This window comes from Dyadobacter chenhuakuii (assembly GCF_023821985.2).
GTDB classification, from domain to species: Bacteria; Bacteroidota; Bacteroidia; order Cytophagales; family Spirosomataceae; genus Dyadobacter; species Dyadobacter chenhuakuii.
Map to the genome: position 1 here is coordinate 2,566,185 of NZ_CP098805.1, position 17,186 is coordinate 2,583,370.

18 protein-coding genes are annotated in these 17,186 nt (G+C 45.8%); 7 read left to right on the forward strand and 11 right to left on the reverse strand.

The features are described 5' to 3' along the window. The first annotated feature begins 1 nt into the window (after nt 1). Nucleotides 2-904: a myo-inosose-2 dehydratase gene (gene iolE / locus NFI80_RS10640; protein ID WP_235163088.1), complete on the forward strand. Its 903-nt coding sequence runs from the start codon at nt 2-4 to the stop codon at nt 902-904. A gap of 12 nt (nt 905-916) precedes the next feature. Here the strand turns inward: iolE and NFI80_RS10645 are convergent, their stop codons facing one another. Together NFI80_RS10645 and NFI80_RS10650 are read right to left on the reverse strand one after the other, a co-directional pair. Continuing rightward, nucleotides 917-1,240 (reverse strand): DUF5615 family PIN-like protein, encoded by a 324-nt coding sequence (locus NFI80_RS10645; RefSeq protein WP_235163087.1) that lies wholly within the window; start codon nt 1,238-1,240, stop codon nt 917-919. Continuing rightward, nucleotides 1,224-1,463: a DUF433 domain-containing protein gene (locus NFI80_RS10650; RefSeq protein ID WP_235163086.1), complete on the reverse strand. Its 240-nt coding sequence runs from the start codon at nt 1,461-1,463 to the stop codon at nt 1,224-1,226. The genes NFI80_RS10645 and NFI80_RS10650 overlap by 17 nt, the downstream gene beginning before the upstream one ends. A 174-nt stretch (nt 1,464-1,637) precedes the next feature. On the opposite strand from NFI80_RS10650, the gene NFI80_RS10655 reads away from it, so the two are divergent. Next, the gene (locus NFI80_RS10655) at nt 1,638-3,092 is read left to right on the forward strand and encodes a S41 family peptidase (RefSeq protein WP_235163085.1); all 1,455 of its coding nucleotides are present in this window, start codon (nt 1,638-1,640) and stop codon (nt 3,090-3,092) included. Between the two features lie 237 nt (nt 3,093-3,329). Further along, a complete protein-coding gene (locus tag NFI80_RS10660; protein WP_235163084.1) occupies nt 3,330-5,321 on the forward strand; it encodes a T9SS type B sorting domain-containing protein in 1,992 nt (663 codons plus the stop codon). 83 nt (nt 5,322-5,404) lie between these two features. On the opposite strand, the gene NFI80_RS10665 is transcribed toward NFI80_RS10660, so the two are convergent. Continuing rightward, nucleotides 5,405-6,388, reverse strand: a complete 984-nt coding sequence (locus NFI80_RS10665) for an acyl-ACP desaturase (protein ID WP_233796012.1) — start codon at nt 6,386-6,388, stop codon at nt 5,405-5,407. 140 nt (nt 6,389-6,528) lie between these two features. Between NFI80_RS10665 and NFI80_RS10670 the strand changes: the two genes are divergently transcribed. After that, nucleotides 6,529-7,266, forward strand: coding sequence for a lysophospholipid acyltransferase family protein (locus NFI80_RS10670; RefSeq protein WP_235163083.1), 738 nt, complete (start codon nt 6,529-6,531; stop codon nt 7,264-7,266). Between the two features lie 131 nt (nt 7,267-7,397). Further along, nucleotides 7,398-7,796 carry a hypothetical protein gene (locus NFI80_RS10675; protein WP_235163082.1) on the forward strand — a complete coding sequence of 133 codons (399 nt, stop codon included), beginning with the start codon at nt 7,398-7,400 and terminating at the stop codon, nt 7,794-7,796. A 146-nt stretch (nt 7,797-7,942) separates the two neighbouring features. On the opposite strand, the gene NFI80_RS10680 is transcribed toward NFI80_RS10675, so the two are convergent. Further along, nucleotides 7,943-9,301: an acyl-CoA dehydrogenase family protein gene (locus NFI80_RS10680; RefSeq protein ID WP_235163081.1), complete on the reverse strand. Its 1,359-nt coding sequence runs from the start codon at nt 9,299-9,301 to the stop codon at nt 7,943-7,945. A gap of 168 nt (nt 9,302-9,469) precedes the next feature. Between NFI80_RS10680 and NFI80_RS10685 the strand changes: the two genes are divergently transcribed. Further along, a complete protein-coding gene (locus NFI80_RS10685) occupies nt 9,470-9,682 on the forward strand; it encodes a hypothetical protein (protein ID WP_233796008.1) in 213 nt (70 codons plus the stop codon). A 4-nt stretch (nt 9,683-9,686) separates the two neighbouring features. Here NFI80_RS10685 and NFI80_RS10690 read toward each other — a convergent pair whose 3' ends face one another. Together NFI80_RS10690 and NFI80_RS10695 are read right to left on the reverse strand one after the other, a co-directional pair. Then, nucleotides 9,687-11,456: a glycoside hydrolase family 9 protein gene (locus NFI80_RS10690; protein ID WP_235163080.1), complete on the reverse strand. Its 1,770-nt coding sequence runs from the start codon at nt 11,454-11,456 to the stop codon at nt 9,687-9,689. A 24-nt stretch (nt 11,457-11,480) separates the two neighbouring features. Further along, nucleotides 11,481-11,894 (reverse strand): Dabb family protein, encoded by a 414-nt coding sequence (locus tag NFI80_RS10695; RefSeq protein ID WP_235126062.1) that lies wholly within the window; start codon nt 11,892-11,894, stop codon nt 11,481-11,483. Nucleotides 11,895-12,065: 171 nt separating this feature from the next. Here NFI80_RS10695 and NFI80_RS10700 point away from each other — a divergent pair, with 171 nt between their 5' ends. After that, the gene (locus NFI80_RS10700) at nt 12,066-12,506 is read left to right on the forward strand and encodes a cupin domain-containing protein (RefSeq protein ID WP_235163079.1); all 441 of its coding nucleotides are present in this window, start codon (nt 12,066-12,068) and stop codon (nt 12,504-12,506) included. A gap of 19 nt (nt 12,507-12,525) precedes the next feature. Here the strand turns inward: NFI80_RS10700 and NFI80_RS10705 are convergent, their stop codons facing one another. The 5 genes from NFI80_RS10705 to NFI80_RS10725 form a co-directional block, all read right to left on the reverse strand. After that, entirely contained in the window at nt 12,526-12,681 is a 156-nt protein-coding gene (locus NFI80_RS10705) for a hypothetical protein (protein ID WP_233796005.1), read from the reverse strand. 33 nt (nt 12,682-12,714) lie between these two features. Next, nucleotides 12,715-13,197, reverse strand: a complete 483-nt coding sequence (locus NFI80_RS10710; RefSeq protein ID WP_235161428.1) for a DUF6934 family protein — start codon at nt 13,195-13,197, stop codon at nt 12,715-12,717. 93 nt (nt 13,198-13,290) lie between these two features. Then, nucleotides 13,291-14,328, reverse strand: a complete 1,038-nt coding sequence (locus NFI80_RS10715; protein ID WP_374759182.1) for a DUF6807 domain-containing protein — start codon at nt 14,326-14,328, stop codon at nt 13,291-13,293. A 21-nt stretch (nt 14,329-14,349) separates the two neighbouring features. Continuing rightward, a complete protein-coding gene (locus NFI80_RS10720; protein WP_026630409.1) occupies nt 14,350-15,690 on the reverse strand; it encodes a Gfo/Idh/MocA family protein in 1,341 nt (446 codons plus the stop codon). A gap of 123 nt (nt 15,691-15,813) precedes the next feature. Further along, nucleotides 15,814-17,181, reverse strand: coding sequence for a 3-keto-disaccharide hydrolase (locus NFI80_RS10725; RefSeq protein ID WP_235163078.1), 1,368 nt, complete (start codon nt 17,179-17,181; stop codon nt 15,814-15,816). Nucleotides 17,182-17,186: the final 5 nt, after the last annotated feature.

The following is a 17,186-nucleotide window of genomic DNA, read 5'->3' on the forward strand; positions in this document are numbered from 1 at the left end:
CATGAATTTCGAGAACATTAAACTAGGCGTTGCGCCCATCAACTGGACCAACGACGATATGCCTGAACTGGGCGGTGAGAATACATTTGAGCAATGCATCAGCGAAATGGCGCTGGCCGGTTTCACAGGCTGCGAAGTCGGCAACAAGTTTCCACGTGATACGAATGTGTTGAAGAAAGCATTGGAATTGAGAGGTTTGCAGATTTGCAACCAATGGAATAGCTACGAGCTAACGACCAAAACCTTCGCCGAAAACCGCGAGAACTTCACCACATTGCTTGATTTCCTTGAAACAATGGGAGCGAAAGTGATCGGTGGCGGTGAAACGGGGAACAGTTGCCAGGGGCAAATGAATGTGCCCGTTTTCGAAGGAAAAGGAATGTTGAAGACCAAAGAAGAATGGGACAGCTTCACATTCGGCCTGAATGAGTTGGGCAAAATCGCCCGTGACCGCGGCATGAAGCTGGCTTTTCACCACCACATGGGAACGTGCATTCAAACGATTGAAGAAACGGATCGCCTCTTAAATGAAACCGATCCCGAAAATGTGTTCCTGAATTACGACTGCGGACATTTCCATTTCGCAGGCGAAGATCCGGCAGTTGCGCTTCAAAAATACATTGGCCGCACAGCGCATATTCATTTAAAAGACGTACGTCCGAGCATTTTGCAACGTGTTCACGACGAAAAGCTTAGCTTCCTGACCGCCGTTAAAAACGGTGTCTTCACGGTCCCCGGAGATCCCGAAGGCTGCATTGATTTCCCATCCCTTTTTGCTATCATCAAAGAAAGCGATTACCACGGCTGGATCGTCCTCGAAGCCGAACAAGATCCCGCCAAGGCGAATCCGTTGGAATATGCTATGATCGCAAGGAAGTTTTTTAAGGGATTGACAGGGATTTGAGATAACAAAACATTACATGATCGCCACCGGCCCAAACGAAAGTCTTGATTTTTTGAGATAATCCCGGACCTGTGGCGATAATTTTGTAAGCTCTGAATAAGAATTGATTTTAGCAGATAAAACAAAAACGGTTACTAGGTAAGCTTTAAAGTTTTGCTGATAACGCATGTTCTTGTCGAAAGTAAGCAACGCATGAAAGCCGTTTTCTTTCAGTAACGCCAATAACTGCGAATCTTTGACGCCATTCCAGCCCATATCACTGATCGTAAAAATCTCGTGTTCGGGGAAATCTTCTTTAAGTCTCTTTGGTAGATTCTCGTCAAGCAGCAGCTTCATAGAGTGCCGCAATGTTCTTTGAAGATGTTATTTTACTCGCAACCTCTAACAGACCAACGGCCTGTTCCTTACTAACGGTTGGAAAATCGTCAAGAAATTCGTCCAGCGAAACGCCCGCTTCCAGGTGATCAAATAAAGACTCGACAGGCACGCGGGTTCCGCTAAAAACGGGCTGGCCATTCAGAATGTCATTATCTATTGTCACAATTTGCTTGATGTTCATAAGTCCCGGCATTAACGCATGCTGTAAATTTAAACAAAATTTACACTAATTAAATCTCAATTAAATTTCACGTATTTCCCCCGTTTGGAACGCTTCCCGCCGCCACGAAGTGCTTTTGACATACGTAATAGCAGTGTAGTTCGTTAAACAACTTAATTCAACAAACCTGCTAATATGTTAAATCTTAAAAAGTTAAACCTTCTTTTTGCGCTTGCACTGGGGATGCTGGTGGCAGGGTGCAAGGATAAAGATGTGGAACCGGACGTGCTTGCTTCGGCGGATACAACGTCGGTTTCTGATAGAAAAGCAATCAATGCCTGGCTATATGAGGTGATGGACGATGCTTATTTTTGGTACAAAGAGCTTCCTACCGAGGCTAGCCTGGACGCTTCGGCAAGCCCTTATGATTATTTCGAAAAATTGATTTATCAGAGACAAACCGTCGATCGTTTTTCGGCTGTGACAGACGACATTGATGCGCTGCAAAACGAATTCAATGGTGTCAGCAAAATTTTCGGGATCAGTTATTCGCTTTCTTTTCTTGATGACGGTCAGTCGAACATCGGCGCTTTTCTGAACTATGTTGTGAAAGGAAGCCCTGCGGCGGCTGCGGGCCTGAAAAGAGGTGACATTATCCTGAAAGTGAATGGAACACAGCTGACGCAAGGTAATTACGCCAGCTTACTTAGCGGAAATGAGACGGTTAAACTCACCATGGGTGCGTTGCAAGATGGTAAAATCATCGCAACCAACACGACATATTCCATCACAAAAGCGGAGGTTACCGAAGATCCCGTTGCCTTTTCCACCGTTATATCCAAGCCGACTGCCGGTAAAACGATCGGCTACCTCGTATACACGCAATTTGTTCCTGGTAATGAGGCTGATAAGAACAAGTATGATAACGAACTGCGCCAGGTTTTTGCTGATTTCAAAGCAAAGGGCGTGAACGAACTGGTGCTTGACCTGCGCTTGAATTCGGGCGGTTATATCAGCTCCGCGAATACATTAGCGTCATTGATTGGTAAAAATATCACGGCTTCCAAGATCTTTTACAAAGAGCAATGGAACGATAAATACATTGCGTACTGGCAAAAGCAAAATGGTGCTAATGCGCTCAATTACAACTTTCAGGCAGAGCCCAACAACATTGGCAGCAGCCTTAATCGCGTTTTCGTTCTTACTTCAAACGGCACTGCCTCAGCTAGTGAGCTCGTTATTAATGGATTAAAACCTTACATGAATGTGGTCACCATCGGAGAGAACACGGCGGGTAAAAACCTGTTTGGTTCGTTGATCGATGACGATAAGGATCGCTGGAAGTGGGGCGTTTATGTTATGCTGGGTCAAACAGCTAATGCTAACGACGAGTCGGACTACGGAACCGTTGATGGCATTACGCCCAACTATATCGTGGAAGATTCAAAAGTCCCTTACAGCGCATTCGGGGATGAAAACGAAACCCTTTTCCGTAAAGCGCTGGAAGTGATGGGCGTACCAGCCGTTGCAAACAGCAGAATAGCAGCTGCGAAAACCGTGGAGCCATTCAGGAAGTTGCTTCGAGATGATCTGCAAACCAGAAAAAATCTGATGATCAAGGACGGTAGTTTGAAAGCTGTTAATCAATAAGTCGATCTAAAATCAATGCAGTTAAAGAGGTTCCGGTTACGGGGCCTCTTTTCTTTTTAAACATTTCCCCTGTCAAATAATGGGCTGTCAACATCTAATATGTGGGATTTAGCGTAATTTTAGTATAAAAACCATTACAACTTAGCCGCTTCAAAGATTCCGACATAAATCGGGCTGTTTACCGTTTATAGATTTATCAGCGTCACTCACGTTCTTTACTTCCGGCCTCGGCTGAATATGAAAATACGATCACTATTACTTTTTCTTTGCGCATTCTCCTTTCTGTCAACCTCTTACGGCCAGACTGTTAAGCATACTTACCGGTTTTACGAGACATTCGACGTGGCAGCTCCCGAATGCGGGCCCGCGCTTACGCCTGCGAAAGCACTGGGCGCGTGTGGCGCTCCGGCCACTGGTGGCGGCTTTGTAAATGATGTTTTACCATGCGGCGTGCGGCGAACGGTTTATCAAAATAATCTGAACTGGGGCCTCATGTATCCCAATACAGAAGGAGCAATAACAGACAACTACACCATCCAAATGTATGTTAAGCCCACCGATTGGGGCAAAACGTGGGCGCGGATTATTGATTTTTCAAATGGTGTATCCGATCAGGGAATTTATTTCAAAGACAAGAATGGCTCCGCGGACCGCTGCATTGATTTTTACCCTTACGGCATAGCAGGTGCCTGTCCGTTTTTTAATACAAACACTTATTATCTGCTGACATTCACGCGAAATGGTCAAACGGGCATTATGGATGTATATGTAGATAACACGCTTTTTGCATCTTATAATGATGCCGACGGCAGATACGTTGGCAAAGCAGGAACGCCTATCTATATTTTCCGGGACGATCAGTCGGTTTCCTGTGAATCAGGGCAGGCTAATTTTGGATATTTGTCGTTTACGGACCGGTACTTTTTTAAAACGGATGTAGATAAGACATTTACCGATATCTGTTTTACAGCAAACATAAATCCGAACGCAGACTTCTCAACCGTTCCGTTCAACATTTGCAAAAGCGACCAGATTGTTGAAATAAAATACACGGGCACCATCCCGGTCCCCGGCGACGGCTACAAATTCGAATGGGATTTTGACGGTGCGCAGGTTATTTCGGGACGAGATATGGGCCCTTATACGGTAAGATGGAACAGCGCAGGAAAAAAAGATGTGCAGCTGAAAATTACCAATTTGCTATGCCAAAACGAAATTACCAACATTAAGCAAGTGGCTGTCAGTGACCTGAGCCTTACCACCACGCTACAACCCGGAACCTGCGATGGCAACAGCGAAGGAACACTTGCAATCACCGGAAAAGGCGGCACTATGCCTTACCAATATTCGATAGATTCCGTTAATTATCAGGCAGATGCAACATTTAAACTCTTTCCGGCCAACTATAAAGTTTTCATGAAGGACGGCGATGGATGCGTGGTCAGTGAGCCCGTGAAAGTTGAATTTTCAAGCAATATCAATGTTCAAACCATTCCCGACACGGTTGTTTGTGCAGGTGAATCGGTGCAGCTTTTCACAACCAGCAACGCGCAAACATTCACCTGGGAAACACAAGTGGGCCTGGACAATCCAAACTTAAAGGATCCGATTGCAAGTCCCTCAATCACAACACAATATATTGTAAATGCATCGCTAGGTGTGTGCAATCTGAGAGATACGGTTACGGTTCAGGTGGCCCCGGCGATTGAGGTGCGCACTACGCCTGACGCATTGATAGACGTCAATGTTCCTTTTCAACTAGTCGCTTCGTCGCCGCAAGTTACGAACCTGAATGACGCCACCTTCACGTGGTCGCCGCCGGATGGGCTTACCAATCCGTCGAGTCCGAGCCCGCGGGCGACGTTGCAGGCAGATCAAAGTTATACCGTCTTCATTACTTCAGGGACGGGTTGTACGGGAAAAGCAACTGTTAATCTGCGGGTAAGACGACGCGAAAACCTCAATGTTCCGACAGCATTTACGCCGGACGGTGATGGTAAAAATGAGATCTTAATGCCGGTGATAAATGAGATTACCAGCCTTAATTATTTCAAAATATATAATCGATGGGGGGAATTAATGTTTTATACCAAAGATATGAACAAGGGCTGGGATGGCACATTTGCAGGAAAACAAGCCATTTCCGGGGCTTATGTATGGATGATTGAAGGAATCTCCAATGAGGGAAAGGTGATGCAGAAGAATGGATCCGTAATGTTAATCAAGTAGAGTGTTTTAAATGAACTAATGAACAGTTCATTTAAAACACTGTCCGGCTGAGCGGAGCCGAAGCCCGCGCTCAGTGTGACGGGCTACTTAATCCAGCTGAATTCATATTGCAATTCCGGAACTCTTGTCCGGTCTGCAATTCTCTTTAATCTGTCGGGCAGCGCCATCAGGTAATCTCTGGCTTTCTCAGCCTTTTCGTTAATATTCCGAACGGCGCCTATCTCCCACTCTATCAACAAACTATCAAGAATTTCGATGTAATCATTGGTTGTATATACCCCGAGCCTTTGTGCTGCATCGGAGAAATGAGAGAATGTGTCACCCATTTTCACACCCGATTCACGCAGGAAATGTGCAGGCATTACGATCTTTTTACGCATCATATCTTCCAGGGCCAGAAGTAGTTCCGAAGGATCCACCTCTAAAATACGCCTTACGAAGTCCTTGTATGCTTTTGCATGACGCATTTCGTCAGAAGCGATCACACCACAGATTTTGGACAAGTGCGGGTTTCCGAATTTCTTGGCCAATGTCGCCGTTCTTCTGTGCGAAACATTGGTTGCCAGTTCCTGGAAAGAGGTGTAAATAAAGTTACGGTAAGGATCACGGTCTGTCCCGATATCAAAACCATCGGCGATCAGAAACTGTGTTGAAACCTCCATGGCGCGCATGTTTACACGACCAGACAAATAAAGATATTTATTCAGAAGATCACCGTGACGATTTTCCTCCGCTGTCCAGGCACGCACCCACTGGGACCATCCGGACGGATTATTAACCTGATCCACGCCAATTACATCCATTAACCAGGATTCATAAGTAGGCAGCGCTTCTTCGGTAATGGTGTCTCCGATCAGCACAGCAATGTAGTCGTAAGGTAATTCGCGGCAGCTTTCCTGCAATAACTTGACTTCGCTGAAAAAATTTTCATCGCTGGAATCCGGCAAAAAATCCTGCGGTTGCCAGTTCTCCTCAATTGGTTTTAAATATTCCGTCATAAGCACATTCAGGTCCTTTCCTACATGTTGCATGACTTCGAGTCTTTCAGCTGAAAGTGCGGTATCCATTATATTTCTATTTTTAGCTCTGTTTGTTAATTTACAAATTACGTGAATTTAATGTAAGTTTTGAATGACTTTTATCATTTCACAGCTGATAAATTAGCATAATCGAAGCAGTTTTAAACTATTTTTGCAGAAAAAAACGGATGAAAAAAATTCTCGACTATGTTCTTAGTGCTATTTACCTGACTCATTTTGGCCTAACCCTTCTCGTCTTTCACGTTTTACAGGTTATTGCATTTCATGTTTTTGGCAAAAAAGTACACAAGGCCGTTGTCGACTATCTCAACTTCTTCCTTACCTACGGCTTGTATCTCACCGGCTCCCGCATTACGCTGCAAAACCTGACGCAGCTGCCCGATAACCGCCCTATTATTTTTGTTGCCAACCACCAAAGTACATTCGACATTCCGGCCATCATCTGGTTTTTAAGAAAATATCACCCGCGCTTCGTATCTAAAATAGAACTATCAAAAGGCGTTCCAAGCATTTCTTATAACCTGAGAAAAAGCGGTGCGGCGCTCATCAACAGGAAAGATGGCAAACAAGCTGTAACGGAGATAGCGCGGCTGGGCAAACTCATCCACGATGAAAAAACATCTGCAATAATCTTTCCGGAAGGAACACGCACAGCCAGTGGCATCATGAAACCCTTTGTCCCGGGCGGCGTAGCCACATTGCTGAAACGCGCCCCGGATGCATTGATCGTTCCTATCGCGATTAATGGCACTGGCTCATTTAACCCCAAAGGAATTTTCCCTCTCAAATCATTTTCCCGCCTCTCCTGGACCGTGCTTCCCGGCATCGAGCCTGCCGGAAAAAAAGCAGAAGATATTTTGGCAGAAGCAAAAGAAGCTATCCAAAATTCGATTTCAACAAGTTAAGTATCTCAAAATCAAATCGTCCTGTACAGCGTTTAAACGGTTGTTTTTTCCCTTAACAATCATTAACAAGCGCAATTTAAACCTATGTCTTTTGCGGCCCTCTAACCCATGAACTTAAAAATTTATTGGTCATGAAAAAGATATTTTTTGCAGTCGCACTGGTCACACTAGGATTCACAAGCGCATTCGCTCAATATGGTGCAACGCCTCACTCAGAACGGGGTGACCGCCGTCACTACGAGTATCGTGAGCGGGGCGGATCTGAGATCAACTATCTCCAACGCGAAGCGCGCCAACGCATTGCGGCCGGAATCAACCGCGGCACATTGTCTTCCCGGGAAGCTAACGCGCTGATGAACCGCTACGAGCGTATCGAGGCCCGCGAGAGAGATTACAGCCACCGCGGAAGGTTGTCACCAAGAGAAACCCGGATCCTCCGTGAAGATCTGGAAAGATTAATGGCCGACACACGCAGAATGAGCGATCGCCGCGGCGATGGCTGGGCCCGTGACAACAGAGGCAGATATTAAGTAATTAAATGGCAGTTGAAGGTTTAGGGTAATTTGGAAAACATCCGGTCGTTTGACCGGATGTTTTTTTTGATCATGATTACAGGTTACCCGTTTCTGCCGTATAACAGCTTGCCTGACTGCTATTTCTGCGGCTTTTTAAAATTTTAAACAAAAGCGCTTTCCCCTGTAATGGCGCGCCCGACGATGAGCGAATTGATCTCTTTGGTTCCTTCGTAGGAATAAATCGCCTCTGCATCCGCAACGAAACGTGCAATGTCATATTCCAGCAAAATCCCGTTTCCGCCAAACAGCTCCCGCGCGTGATCCACAATCGATCGCATACGCAATGTGCTGAAAACCTTTGCAAGAGATGCATGCTCGTCGGTAAGCACGCCGCCGTCTTGTAATTGAGATAGTCTGTAAACCAATGTTTGCATGGCAGTAAGATCACCGAGCATGGTTACTAAAAGATCCTGTACGAGCTGGAATCCGGCGATCGGGCGGCCAAACTGTTTTCTTTCCAATGTATATTTCAATGCAAGTTCATAAGCGCCGCGTCCGCAACCTACTGCCTGCCAGGCCACGCCAGCGCGGGTCATGCGCAACACATTGGCCGTATCTTTAAACGAGTTAGCATTTTGAAGGCGGTCTGTTTCCGGCACCTTACAATCCGTCAAAGTGATCAAAGCATTCTGGACAGTCCGCAGCGCCATTTTGTCCTGCATTTTCTCCGCTACAAACCCTGGATTTTCTTTTTTTACGATAAACCCTTTTACCTGATTATCAGCCAGATCTCTCGCCCAGATGATGGTAATATCCGAAAACGTTGCATTACCGATCCATTTCTTCTGACCATTGATAACCCATTCATCCCCAATGCGTTCACAGGTTGTAGTAAGTCCGCCTGCCACTCCCGATCCTACTTCCGGCTCGGTTAATCCGAATGCCCCGATAATTTCCATCCGCTGCATAATCGGCAGCCAGTGTTGCTTCTGCTCCTCCGAGCCGCATAAGTAAATCGAACCCATCGCTAGTCCGCTGTGGACGCCGAAAAAAGTGGAAATCGATGAATCCACACGTGCCATTTCCATCGCTACAAACCCTTCCAGCAGAGCGGATTTGCCTGCGCAGCCGTAACCTTTATAAGTAAGCCCGCTGATGTTCAGCTTAGCCATCAACGGAATAATGTGCATCGGGAAATGGGCTTTATTCCAATACTCGTTTGCGATCGGCCTGATTTCCGTTTCCATAAAGTCACGCACCTTCAGCTGAATTTCGCGATCCTCCCCTGTTAATGTGGCGCTAAGCTCGTAGAAATCGCCATTAACAACCGGCGGCGCCTTCTTTTTACCCGATCCCGCTTCCATGAACTTCAACATTTTCCCAAGATCTTCCTCACTCATTTTAGACACGACACCCATCATTCTATTAAGGTCCACCTTCTTGGAAAGCTTTCCCAGCGCGTCCAGATCAATGTTTTTAAGTAATGTTCGTATGTCGGAAAATGATTCAAGAAATCCCATAATGCTGATTTTAGTTGATTGCAATTTTTCTTTCTAGACAAAGTCCCGTTTCCCGGGAATCTATTCCATCCGAAAGAAATCGTTTCAATGTGTAGAATTTAATAATCATCGGAAACGTATAGGCTTCGGGTATGAAAATTGAGCATTAACCTGAAAAATCAGACGAATATGGCAACGCAAGCAAATAAAGAAAACGTAGAAGGCGGCTCACCGACGCATGGTGGACCAAAAGGCAAAGAGAAGCAAAAAGACGACAGCGCAAAACCTTCGAAAACACTTTCGAAAGAAGCGGCCAGGGAGTCGGAAGAAGAAAATATGACGGGCAAGAAAGGTTATAACGAAACGCCTCCGACCGTGCCCGTCAAATCAACTAAACAATAAGCTGTCATTTCATCTCCGACAATGCTTCCAATGCGGCGGCGAGGTAAACCATGGGTGCATTCCAGTTGATCGCAATCTCATTGGAAGCATAGGAACAATCGTCATCCGTGAACGACTCATCTGCAAATTTGCTGGTATAGGTCGTGCATTTATCCTGCTGAGCCGGATTGGGACCACCTGATAAAAGTCCCGGAACAGGATCAACGACGCCATCGGCAACAGACAGCCGATGGTGCGGATGCATAACGCGTTTTGATCCGAATCCCGTCAGAAATGAGTATCCCGTTGCATTCCTGCCCAGCAAATAATCCAGGTTTTCCTGTGCGGCCAGTGCGTATTTCGGATTTTTTGTGAGTTTAAAAGCGTAAAGCAACGCTATTCCCTGGTTGGCCGCCACTGAACTGCTGCCCCAGGCATAATCCTTGGCCGTTTTGCCCATGACCGTGTGATATGATTGCTTTTCCAGGTCTTGAAGCAGATTATCTGCAAAAGAAGTAATATTCGTTTTCAGGCTTTTGGTTAATGCGAGATCGGTTTTGAGTTCATCCGCAAACCTGATCATTGTGTAATAACCCAAGGTTTTGACCTGACTCCAAGTGGGCAATGGCATGGGCTGATCGGCTTGAAATGCAATGTCTTTCAAGTAATCGGATTTTTTAGTGAGCGCGTACATTTCCGCAGCAGCCCAGATCCATTCATCATTCACATTCCGGTCGCCATATGCGCCTGTCACAACGTCCGGATCAAACTTTTTATTCATTTCATCCTGATTATACAGCACCGCAGGATTCTTTTTGGCCCACTCCCAGCCTTTCACGGCAGCAGTAACACAGGAATCGGAAAGCCCTGGAAATTTATTCTCAAAATTCTTGAAAATACGCCCCGATTGGGCCATTACAGCAACAAAATCCAATGTCGCAGCCGTGCCTTTCTGAACAACATAACGCGGATTTTTGCAAGCATCGGGCATGACCATGCCGTCGAACCTTGGATTTGTTAATTTGTGGTAAACACCACCATCCGCAGGATCCTGCATTGTTAGCATCCAACGCAAATTGTACAGTGCTTCGTCCAGCAGGTCGGGAACACCGTTGTTGCTTTCGGGAATGTTAGTGATGAAATTTTCGCAGAAAGACGGATAATCTTCATACAATGACAGCAGCGTGCCCATTGTGATGCCGGAATTGACGATGTATTTATTATAATCTCCCGCATCATACCAGCCTCTCCCTGAGCTAATTACCGCATTCTCCGCCCTTCCCTCAGAAACAGCAGAAGCGTGGATCAAAACCTTATCGTCCGGGTGTCCGGCTGGGCGTGCCCATTTACCTGCAAACTTTTCGGGCAACTCCACAGAGGCCCGCTGGTAATAAAAGCCTTTAAGCGATGCAGCGGCAACATCTTTATAAATATGATCCTTGATTTCAAATGGCGCAGATTTGCCCAGAGACGGAACTTCCAAAACATATTTCCCCGGCTTACGAACGCTCGAAAAATTTGCGATCCGGCTCATTTTCCCCGAATGCTGATTGGTCCGGGGCTCGCTCAGTTTACCTTTGAAAACCGTTTTCCCGGTTGCAACATCTTTCAGTTGAAAAGCCGTTTGTTTCTCACCAAGTACAACGGCAATTTTCTCTGCATCAGGATAAAATCCGACCTGATTTAAACGTACCGGATCGGGCACATTCTGACCGGAAGCAGGCAGCGCCAAACCAATAATTGAACAAATGAAAACGAGGGCAATCTGGTATTTAAAGAGCGGGAACGGCTGCATGGACTTAATTTTTGACTGATTGTGCTACCCTACTTTTTTTGGTCCTACCGAATCGTAAACAACCACTTTTTCCCACAAATGCGCATAATCCTTAACGAATTCAAGGTGGATTGGGTGCGTTTGATAGATTTCCTCTTCGATGATATTTTTGAAAAAACACATCCATGAAAATGTGTAATCTCTTACAATAACAGACCGGTTTGTCTCCGCAGGTTTCCCGATGTGCACATATTGGATCGTCGGGACTTTTGCCAGCTTGTTTAAACCTTCCAGCAATTTCGCCTCATCCTGTGCATTATGAGGATCTTTCAGGTAAAAATACACGTGGTGAATAAATAGCTCCTTAACTTTTTCCGGCTCGGCTGCCAGTGGGGAAATTGAAGCAATTGTGGCCAGTCCGGCATTTTGCAAAAACTTCCGTCTTGATTTGTCTTCCATATTATTAAGCGAGTATCCCAGTTCTGATCGGGAAGGATTTAAAAATTAGCAATTCCAATGTTAATCAACACCAAGAATACAACTTCTTTCCAATCTTTTCAAACCAGGCGTTCATGGTAAGATTTAAAAAAGCAGGTCTTTATGTAAAAACACATCAGACCTGCCAACATCATGTACATCACAAAAAGGGATTTAGGCATTGCTGCTTTCACAGCCTGCCTCACTGTAACCTGCATATTCGCTGCCTCTCCCAAGGCCATCCTCGACTCGTCCATTTTTGACTGGAATGATATGGAGGCAAAAACGACCAAAACCGGAGCAGTAAGGACCGTCTTTCGCTCACAAACAGCGACATTGGGCGAACTGGAATGTCATATCACAACATTAAACCCAGGCGACAGCTCGCACCCGCCGCACAAACACCCCGAAGAAGAAATTATCATTATCAAAGAAGGGACCGTTGAAGCGCTGGTCAACGGCAAAATGAAGCAAGTAGGCCCCGGCTCCGTCATCTTCCAAGCCTCCAACCAAATGCACTCCATCAAAAACGTAGGCAAAACGCCAACGACATACCATGTATTTAGCTGGCACTCTGCTGGGATACGGAAGTAACTAGGTGATTATCGGATTACTACTTCTTTAAAAATTTTTCAGGGACAGGGTAAGCTTCCAAAAGCGCCCGCATCTTTTCTGATTTTTTCTCGAAGTGGGCAGTAATTATTTCGATTTTTCTTGCAAGTGCCTTTTCTGCCTCGGCGTCTTTTGTTTTTTCAAGTGTTGTGTCCATAGTGATTAGTTTTGTTTAAGTAAAAATATAAAATCATTTGAGGGATAGCAAAAAGGCGTCGTAATTCACTCCTGGTTCTAAATTTTGCCATTCACCCTGCCAGTCGGGAATAGCTCCGATACGCGCATCGGGACAATGTATGTCCAATACCAAACCCTGCACTTTGTAAATTTCTTTTAAATCCCTTAAATGTTTGTTGATACCCATTTGGTATTTCCGGGTTCGCATTGGGCAGCTGCCAGTCGCGTAAATATTAGCTTCGGGAATTTCACTAAGAAAATTCAGAGTTGTATGAGCTACAGTTCCAAGAATCTTGTCCGTGTCACCATTACGCGTTTCAATGGAATCATCGACCTTCTCGAGTAACTCATTCCAAACACCAAATCCTAGATTGTAAGCATTGTCGCGTAGCGGCGTAAAGATAATGATCATTTCAATGTTCCCACGAACACCATCGCTATGGAACTGATAGATACGCGCACTTAGCCTCTCGACTTGATAATTCTCAACCTTCATAAAAAATCATAGTGTGTAATGAGCCACAATAATACCAAAAAAGCGCCACAGAATACTGCGGCGCTTTTGGCAAGAATAAATTAATGGACTTTACTACTTCGTCTTCGCGTAGTCTGCTGCCATGGCGTTGATCGCTTCGTCTTTTAAATGCTCTGAGGCGATTACCAGGCGATAACGGAATGTGGTGGATTCGCCTTTTTTTAGTTTGAAATTCAGTGTTTCTTTTCCGTTGCTCAGGGCTTTCATTCCCAATGGATTTACGGCAAAAAGACCGTAGCCGCGGGCATGCCAGTAAGCTGGATAACCTACGTTTTTCGGGTGATCGATCATGGCGACGCTGATGTTTTCGTCTTTGATCTTTCCTGTAAGGTTGCACCAGATGGCGCGCTTGCCCCAAACATCCTCTCCTTCCACCCCATTGCTGTTGCGGTAATTTCCACTGATTCCTTCGTTGTTCATGACCGGAACCTTGGTGGCAATGCCGCTGGCGTCGGTGAAGATCTCAGGTTTGTTGGAAGGCAATTCCAGCTCCCTCGCTACACGGATCGCAAACATTCCGTCCTTAATGTCGGGCATGGCCACTTCGTCCAGCACGGCGGTTAAGGTTGTGGAGCGGTCTATGATGCGCTGATCGCCTTTGCCGCTGAAATGATAGGTTGTTGTTTCCTTTAATGTGAGGACACCATTTTTATCCTTCCAATCTGCGGTTACCGTCAGCTCACCTTTGTCTTTTCCACCTTTCATGGATTTGATGCCGGTGTGAACAATGGTCCCGTAGGCACGTTTTGCGTGGTCAACGGCGTCGGAGTTGTTCCAGTAATCATTGCCATTGACATCCTCATAATTGAGCCAGATCCCGACATGGTGCGGGTGATCGACGCGCTCGCCCGGTCTCGGATCGAGTGGCCAGCCTCTGGTAATGAGTGTGCCTTTTGCCGTTTGAACGGGATAAAGCACCGCTTTTTTCAATTTATCTTCACCCGGATAGAAATAAGATGTAAAAGCTTTGCCGTCGATTTTGACTTCAACCTTCTTTTCCTTCTCATTATTAACCAGATCCACTTTTTGAGCTTGCACCAACCCACCTGCTGCAAAAACAGAAAACGCGGTTACTGCAATGCCCTTCGTTATAACGTTCACGTTCAATGTCGTTTAGCTTAAAACAATGTCTTTCTTCTTAGGATCCCAGCTCACGCGCTTGCCTGTATGAAGCGCCTGGGTGGCCATAATGTTTGCTACCGAGTGATTGAACCCAACACGCGCAGGCGCATTGCTTTCTTTACGGCTGCGGATACATTCCATCCAGTTGCGCATGTGAAGTGAAGTCATCGGATCTCCGCCGGTGTTGGCGTCTGTTGCAATTTTATCGCCTGCTTTCAACGACATTTCCGTCAGCAAGTTGGCTTCCATGCCCATTCCTTTGGCATCTTTTGCTTTCAAACCGCCTTCGGGAGTGATCTTGTTGGTGTCGAGGTTGATCATTCCTCCATTAGAGTAGTAATATTCCTTCACGCCGCCTGCCTCATTGTTGAAACGGGATGAATAGATCACCTGGAAGCCTTTTTCCTTGTTATCAAATGGTCCGTATTCAAACGCGGCGCTGAATGTATCCACATTCGTGCGGCCATCTTTCCAGGTATAAACACCACCATTGGCTACAACATTCCGTGGTGCATCAAGTCCTGAGAACCAGTGCACTGTATCAATCTGGTGTGCCATCCATTGTCCTGGAATCCCAGAAGAATATGGATAAAACAAGCGGAATTCAAGATAAAAGCGTGGGTTCCATGCCACTTTCGGACGGTTCATCAGGAAGCGGTCCCAGTCTGTATCCTCTTTTCTGATTTGGGAAACTAGCTCCTTACGTCTCCAACGACCAGGCTGGTTTACATTCCAGGTCATTTCAACCGTGGTAATATCCCCGAATTTGCCCGATTTAATGTATTCATAAGCAGCCCAATAGTTAGGTGCACTGCGACGCTGTGAACCCACCTGCACAATTTGCTTGGACGCTTCAACAGCCTTCAAAGCGATTTTCGCATCTTCCAATGTTTCGGCAAATGGTTTCTCCACATACACATCACGGCCCGATTTCACGGCTTCCGCACAATGCAATGCATGCTGGAAATCCGCTGTGCTGATGATGACCGCATCCACATCCTTACGACCCAGCAGTTCTTCGTTGTTTCTTGCTTTTGCAAATTCCGCAGATGCGTAAGGCTTTCCTTTCATAAACGCCTCAGCTTCATCACGGCGGCGGTTCCAAAGGTCGGATACGCCCATAAATTCAAAGTTCAGTTCTTTCGCATGATCAGAAAAGCTTGGGGCCAGCGAGCTGCGGAAACGATCGGAAAAACCGATAATCCCCACACGTACGCGATCATTCGCGCCCAAAATTTTCCGGTAACTTGCTGCGCTAAAAGCATTTGAACCAACCGCAACACCCGCCGAAGCCAGCGCTGCATTTTTTATAAAATCCCTCCTGCTTGTCATGATATTGATCTTAAAAAGTTAATTTTCAGTTAATGTGCCACGAGTTTGGCGGGCAATCAGTTGTAAAAAACCTAAGGACTTTTATCTACTCTTGAAAAATATTCTTTTTTAAACCGGAGCGCTTTATTTGGTCTCCTTAATTTTCAAACTGCGGAAGGAAACATTGTCGCCATGGTCCTGCAAAAGCAGATTACCTTGCTGGGACAAGCCAAATCCTTCAAAACCTTTAAACTTGGATTCAGCCACAAAATCCTTGAACTGCTGCGAACCGCGCACGTATTCCACCACTTTGTAACCATTCAAAAAGTGCTGAACCGTTCCGTCCTTCTGCACCACAATCCTTCCCTGGTTCCATTCTCCAATCTTTTTCACAGCATTTCTGGGTCTGTCGGCAGGGATTACATCGTAAAACGACGCGATAGTACGGTTCCCGTTTTTGCCGAGCTTCGCATCAGGGTGTTTTTCGTCGTCCAGCACCTGATATTCACAGCCAATGCCCGACTTTCCACCCGAATTGAATTTTTGGTCTACAAAATATTTTACACCACTGTTAGCGCCTTCGGTAAGTTTAAAATCAAATTCAAACTCAAATGCCGGGCCGTATAATTTTTTGGTAACAATGTCATTTCCTGTTTCAGAACCGTCTGATTTTGAGATTGTAATCGTTCCGTCTGCATAATTCCAGCGTTTGGAAGGGAAATCCGTTCCGCCGTATGAGCGCCATTGATCGACCGTTTTTCCGTCATAAAGCAATGAATAACCCTGCGCTTTTTCCGCAGCATTCAGGGAATTAGGGATCAGGTTTACAATGCGGATGTTTGCTGCCGGGCTTGGTTTAAGATTTGAAGTTTTGATCCGCACATTTTTCCAGCTTACCTGCGTTCCTTCCAGGTCTTTGCTGCCAATAGCGTGCACCTGCAGGCAGATAAATCCGCTAGGCGTCATATCGTCAATCACGTGTGCAACGGGAACGCCGTTCAGGAATGTGCGTATTGAAGTTCCGATTGCCTCAATGCGGTATTTGTTCCAGGCGTCTTTTTTAAATGCTTTTTTTGCCTCCGGGTTCAAATCCAGCGGATAAAGCCAGCCGCGGCGTGCTTCGTCATAAAGTCCGGCTGAGTAAGCGCGGTCGCTCGGGTCGATTTCAACCTGGTAACCATGCACGCGGCCGTTTTGATATTCTGGTTTGGATAGGCTCCTTATCTGAATGCCGGAGTTGAGCTTGTTATCCACTTTAACATCACATTCGAAAATGAAATCACCGTAATCCTTCTCAGTTGTAAGGAAGGAATTGGGCGTATCGCTGACAGACGTTCCAACAATGGCTCCGTCTTTGACTTCATATTTAGCTTTTCCATTCAATTGTTTCCAGCCGGTAAGGTCTTTTCCGTTGAAAAGATTCTCCCATCCGTCTTTCGATTTTTGCGCATTCGCGAATGTCAGGGTGACCAAAAGAAGTAAAATGGTCAGCGGTAATCTTTGTTTTTTCATTTTAA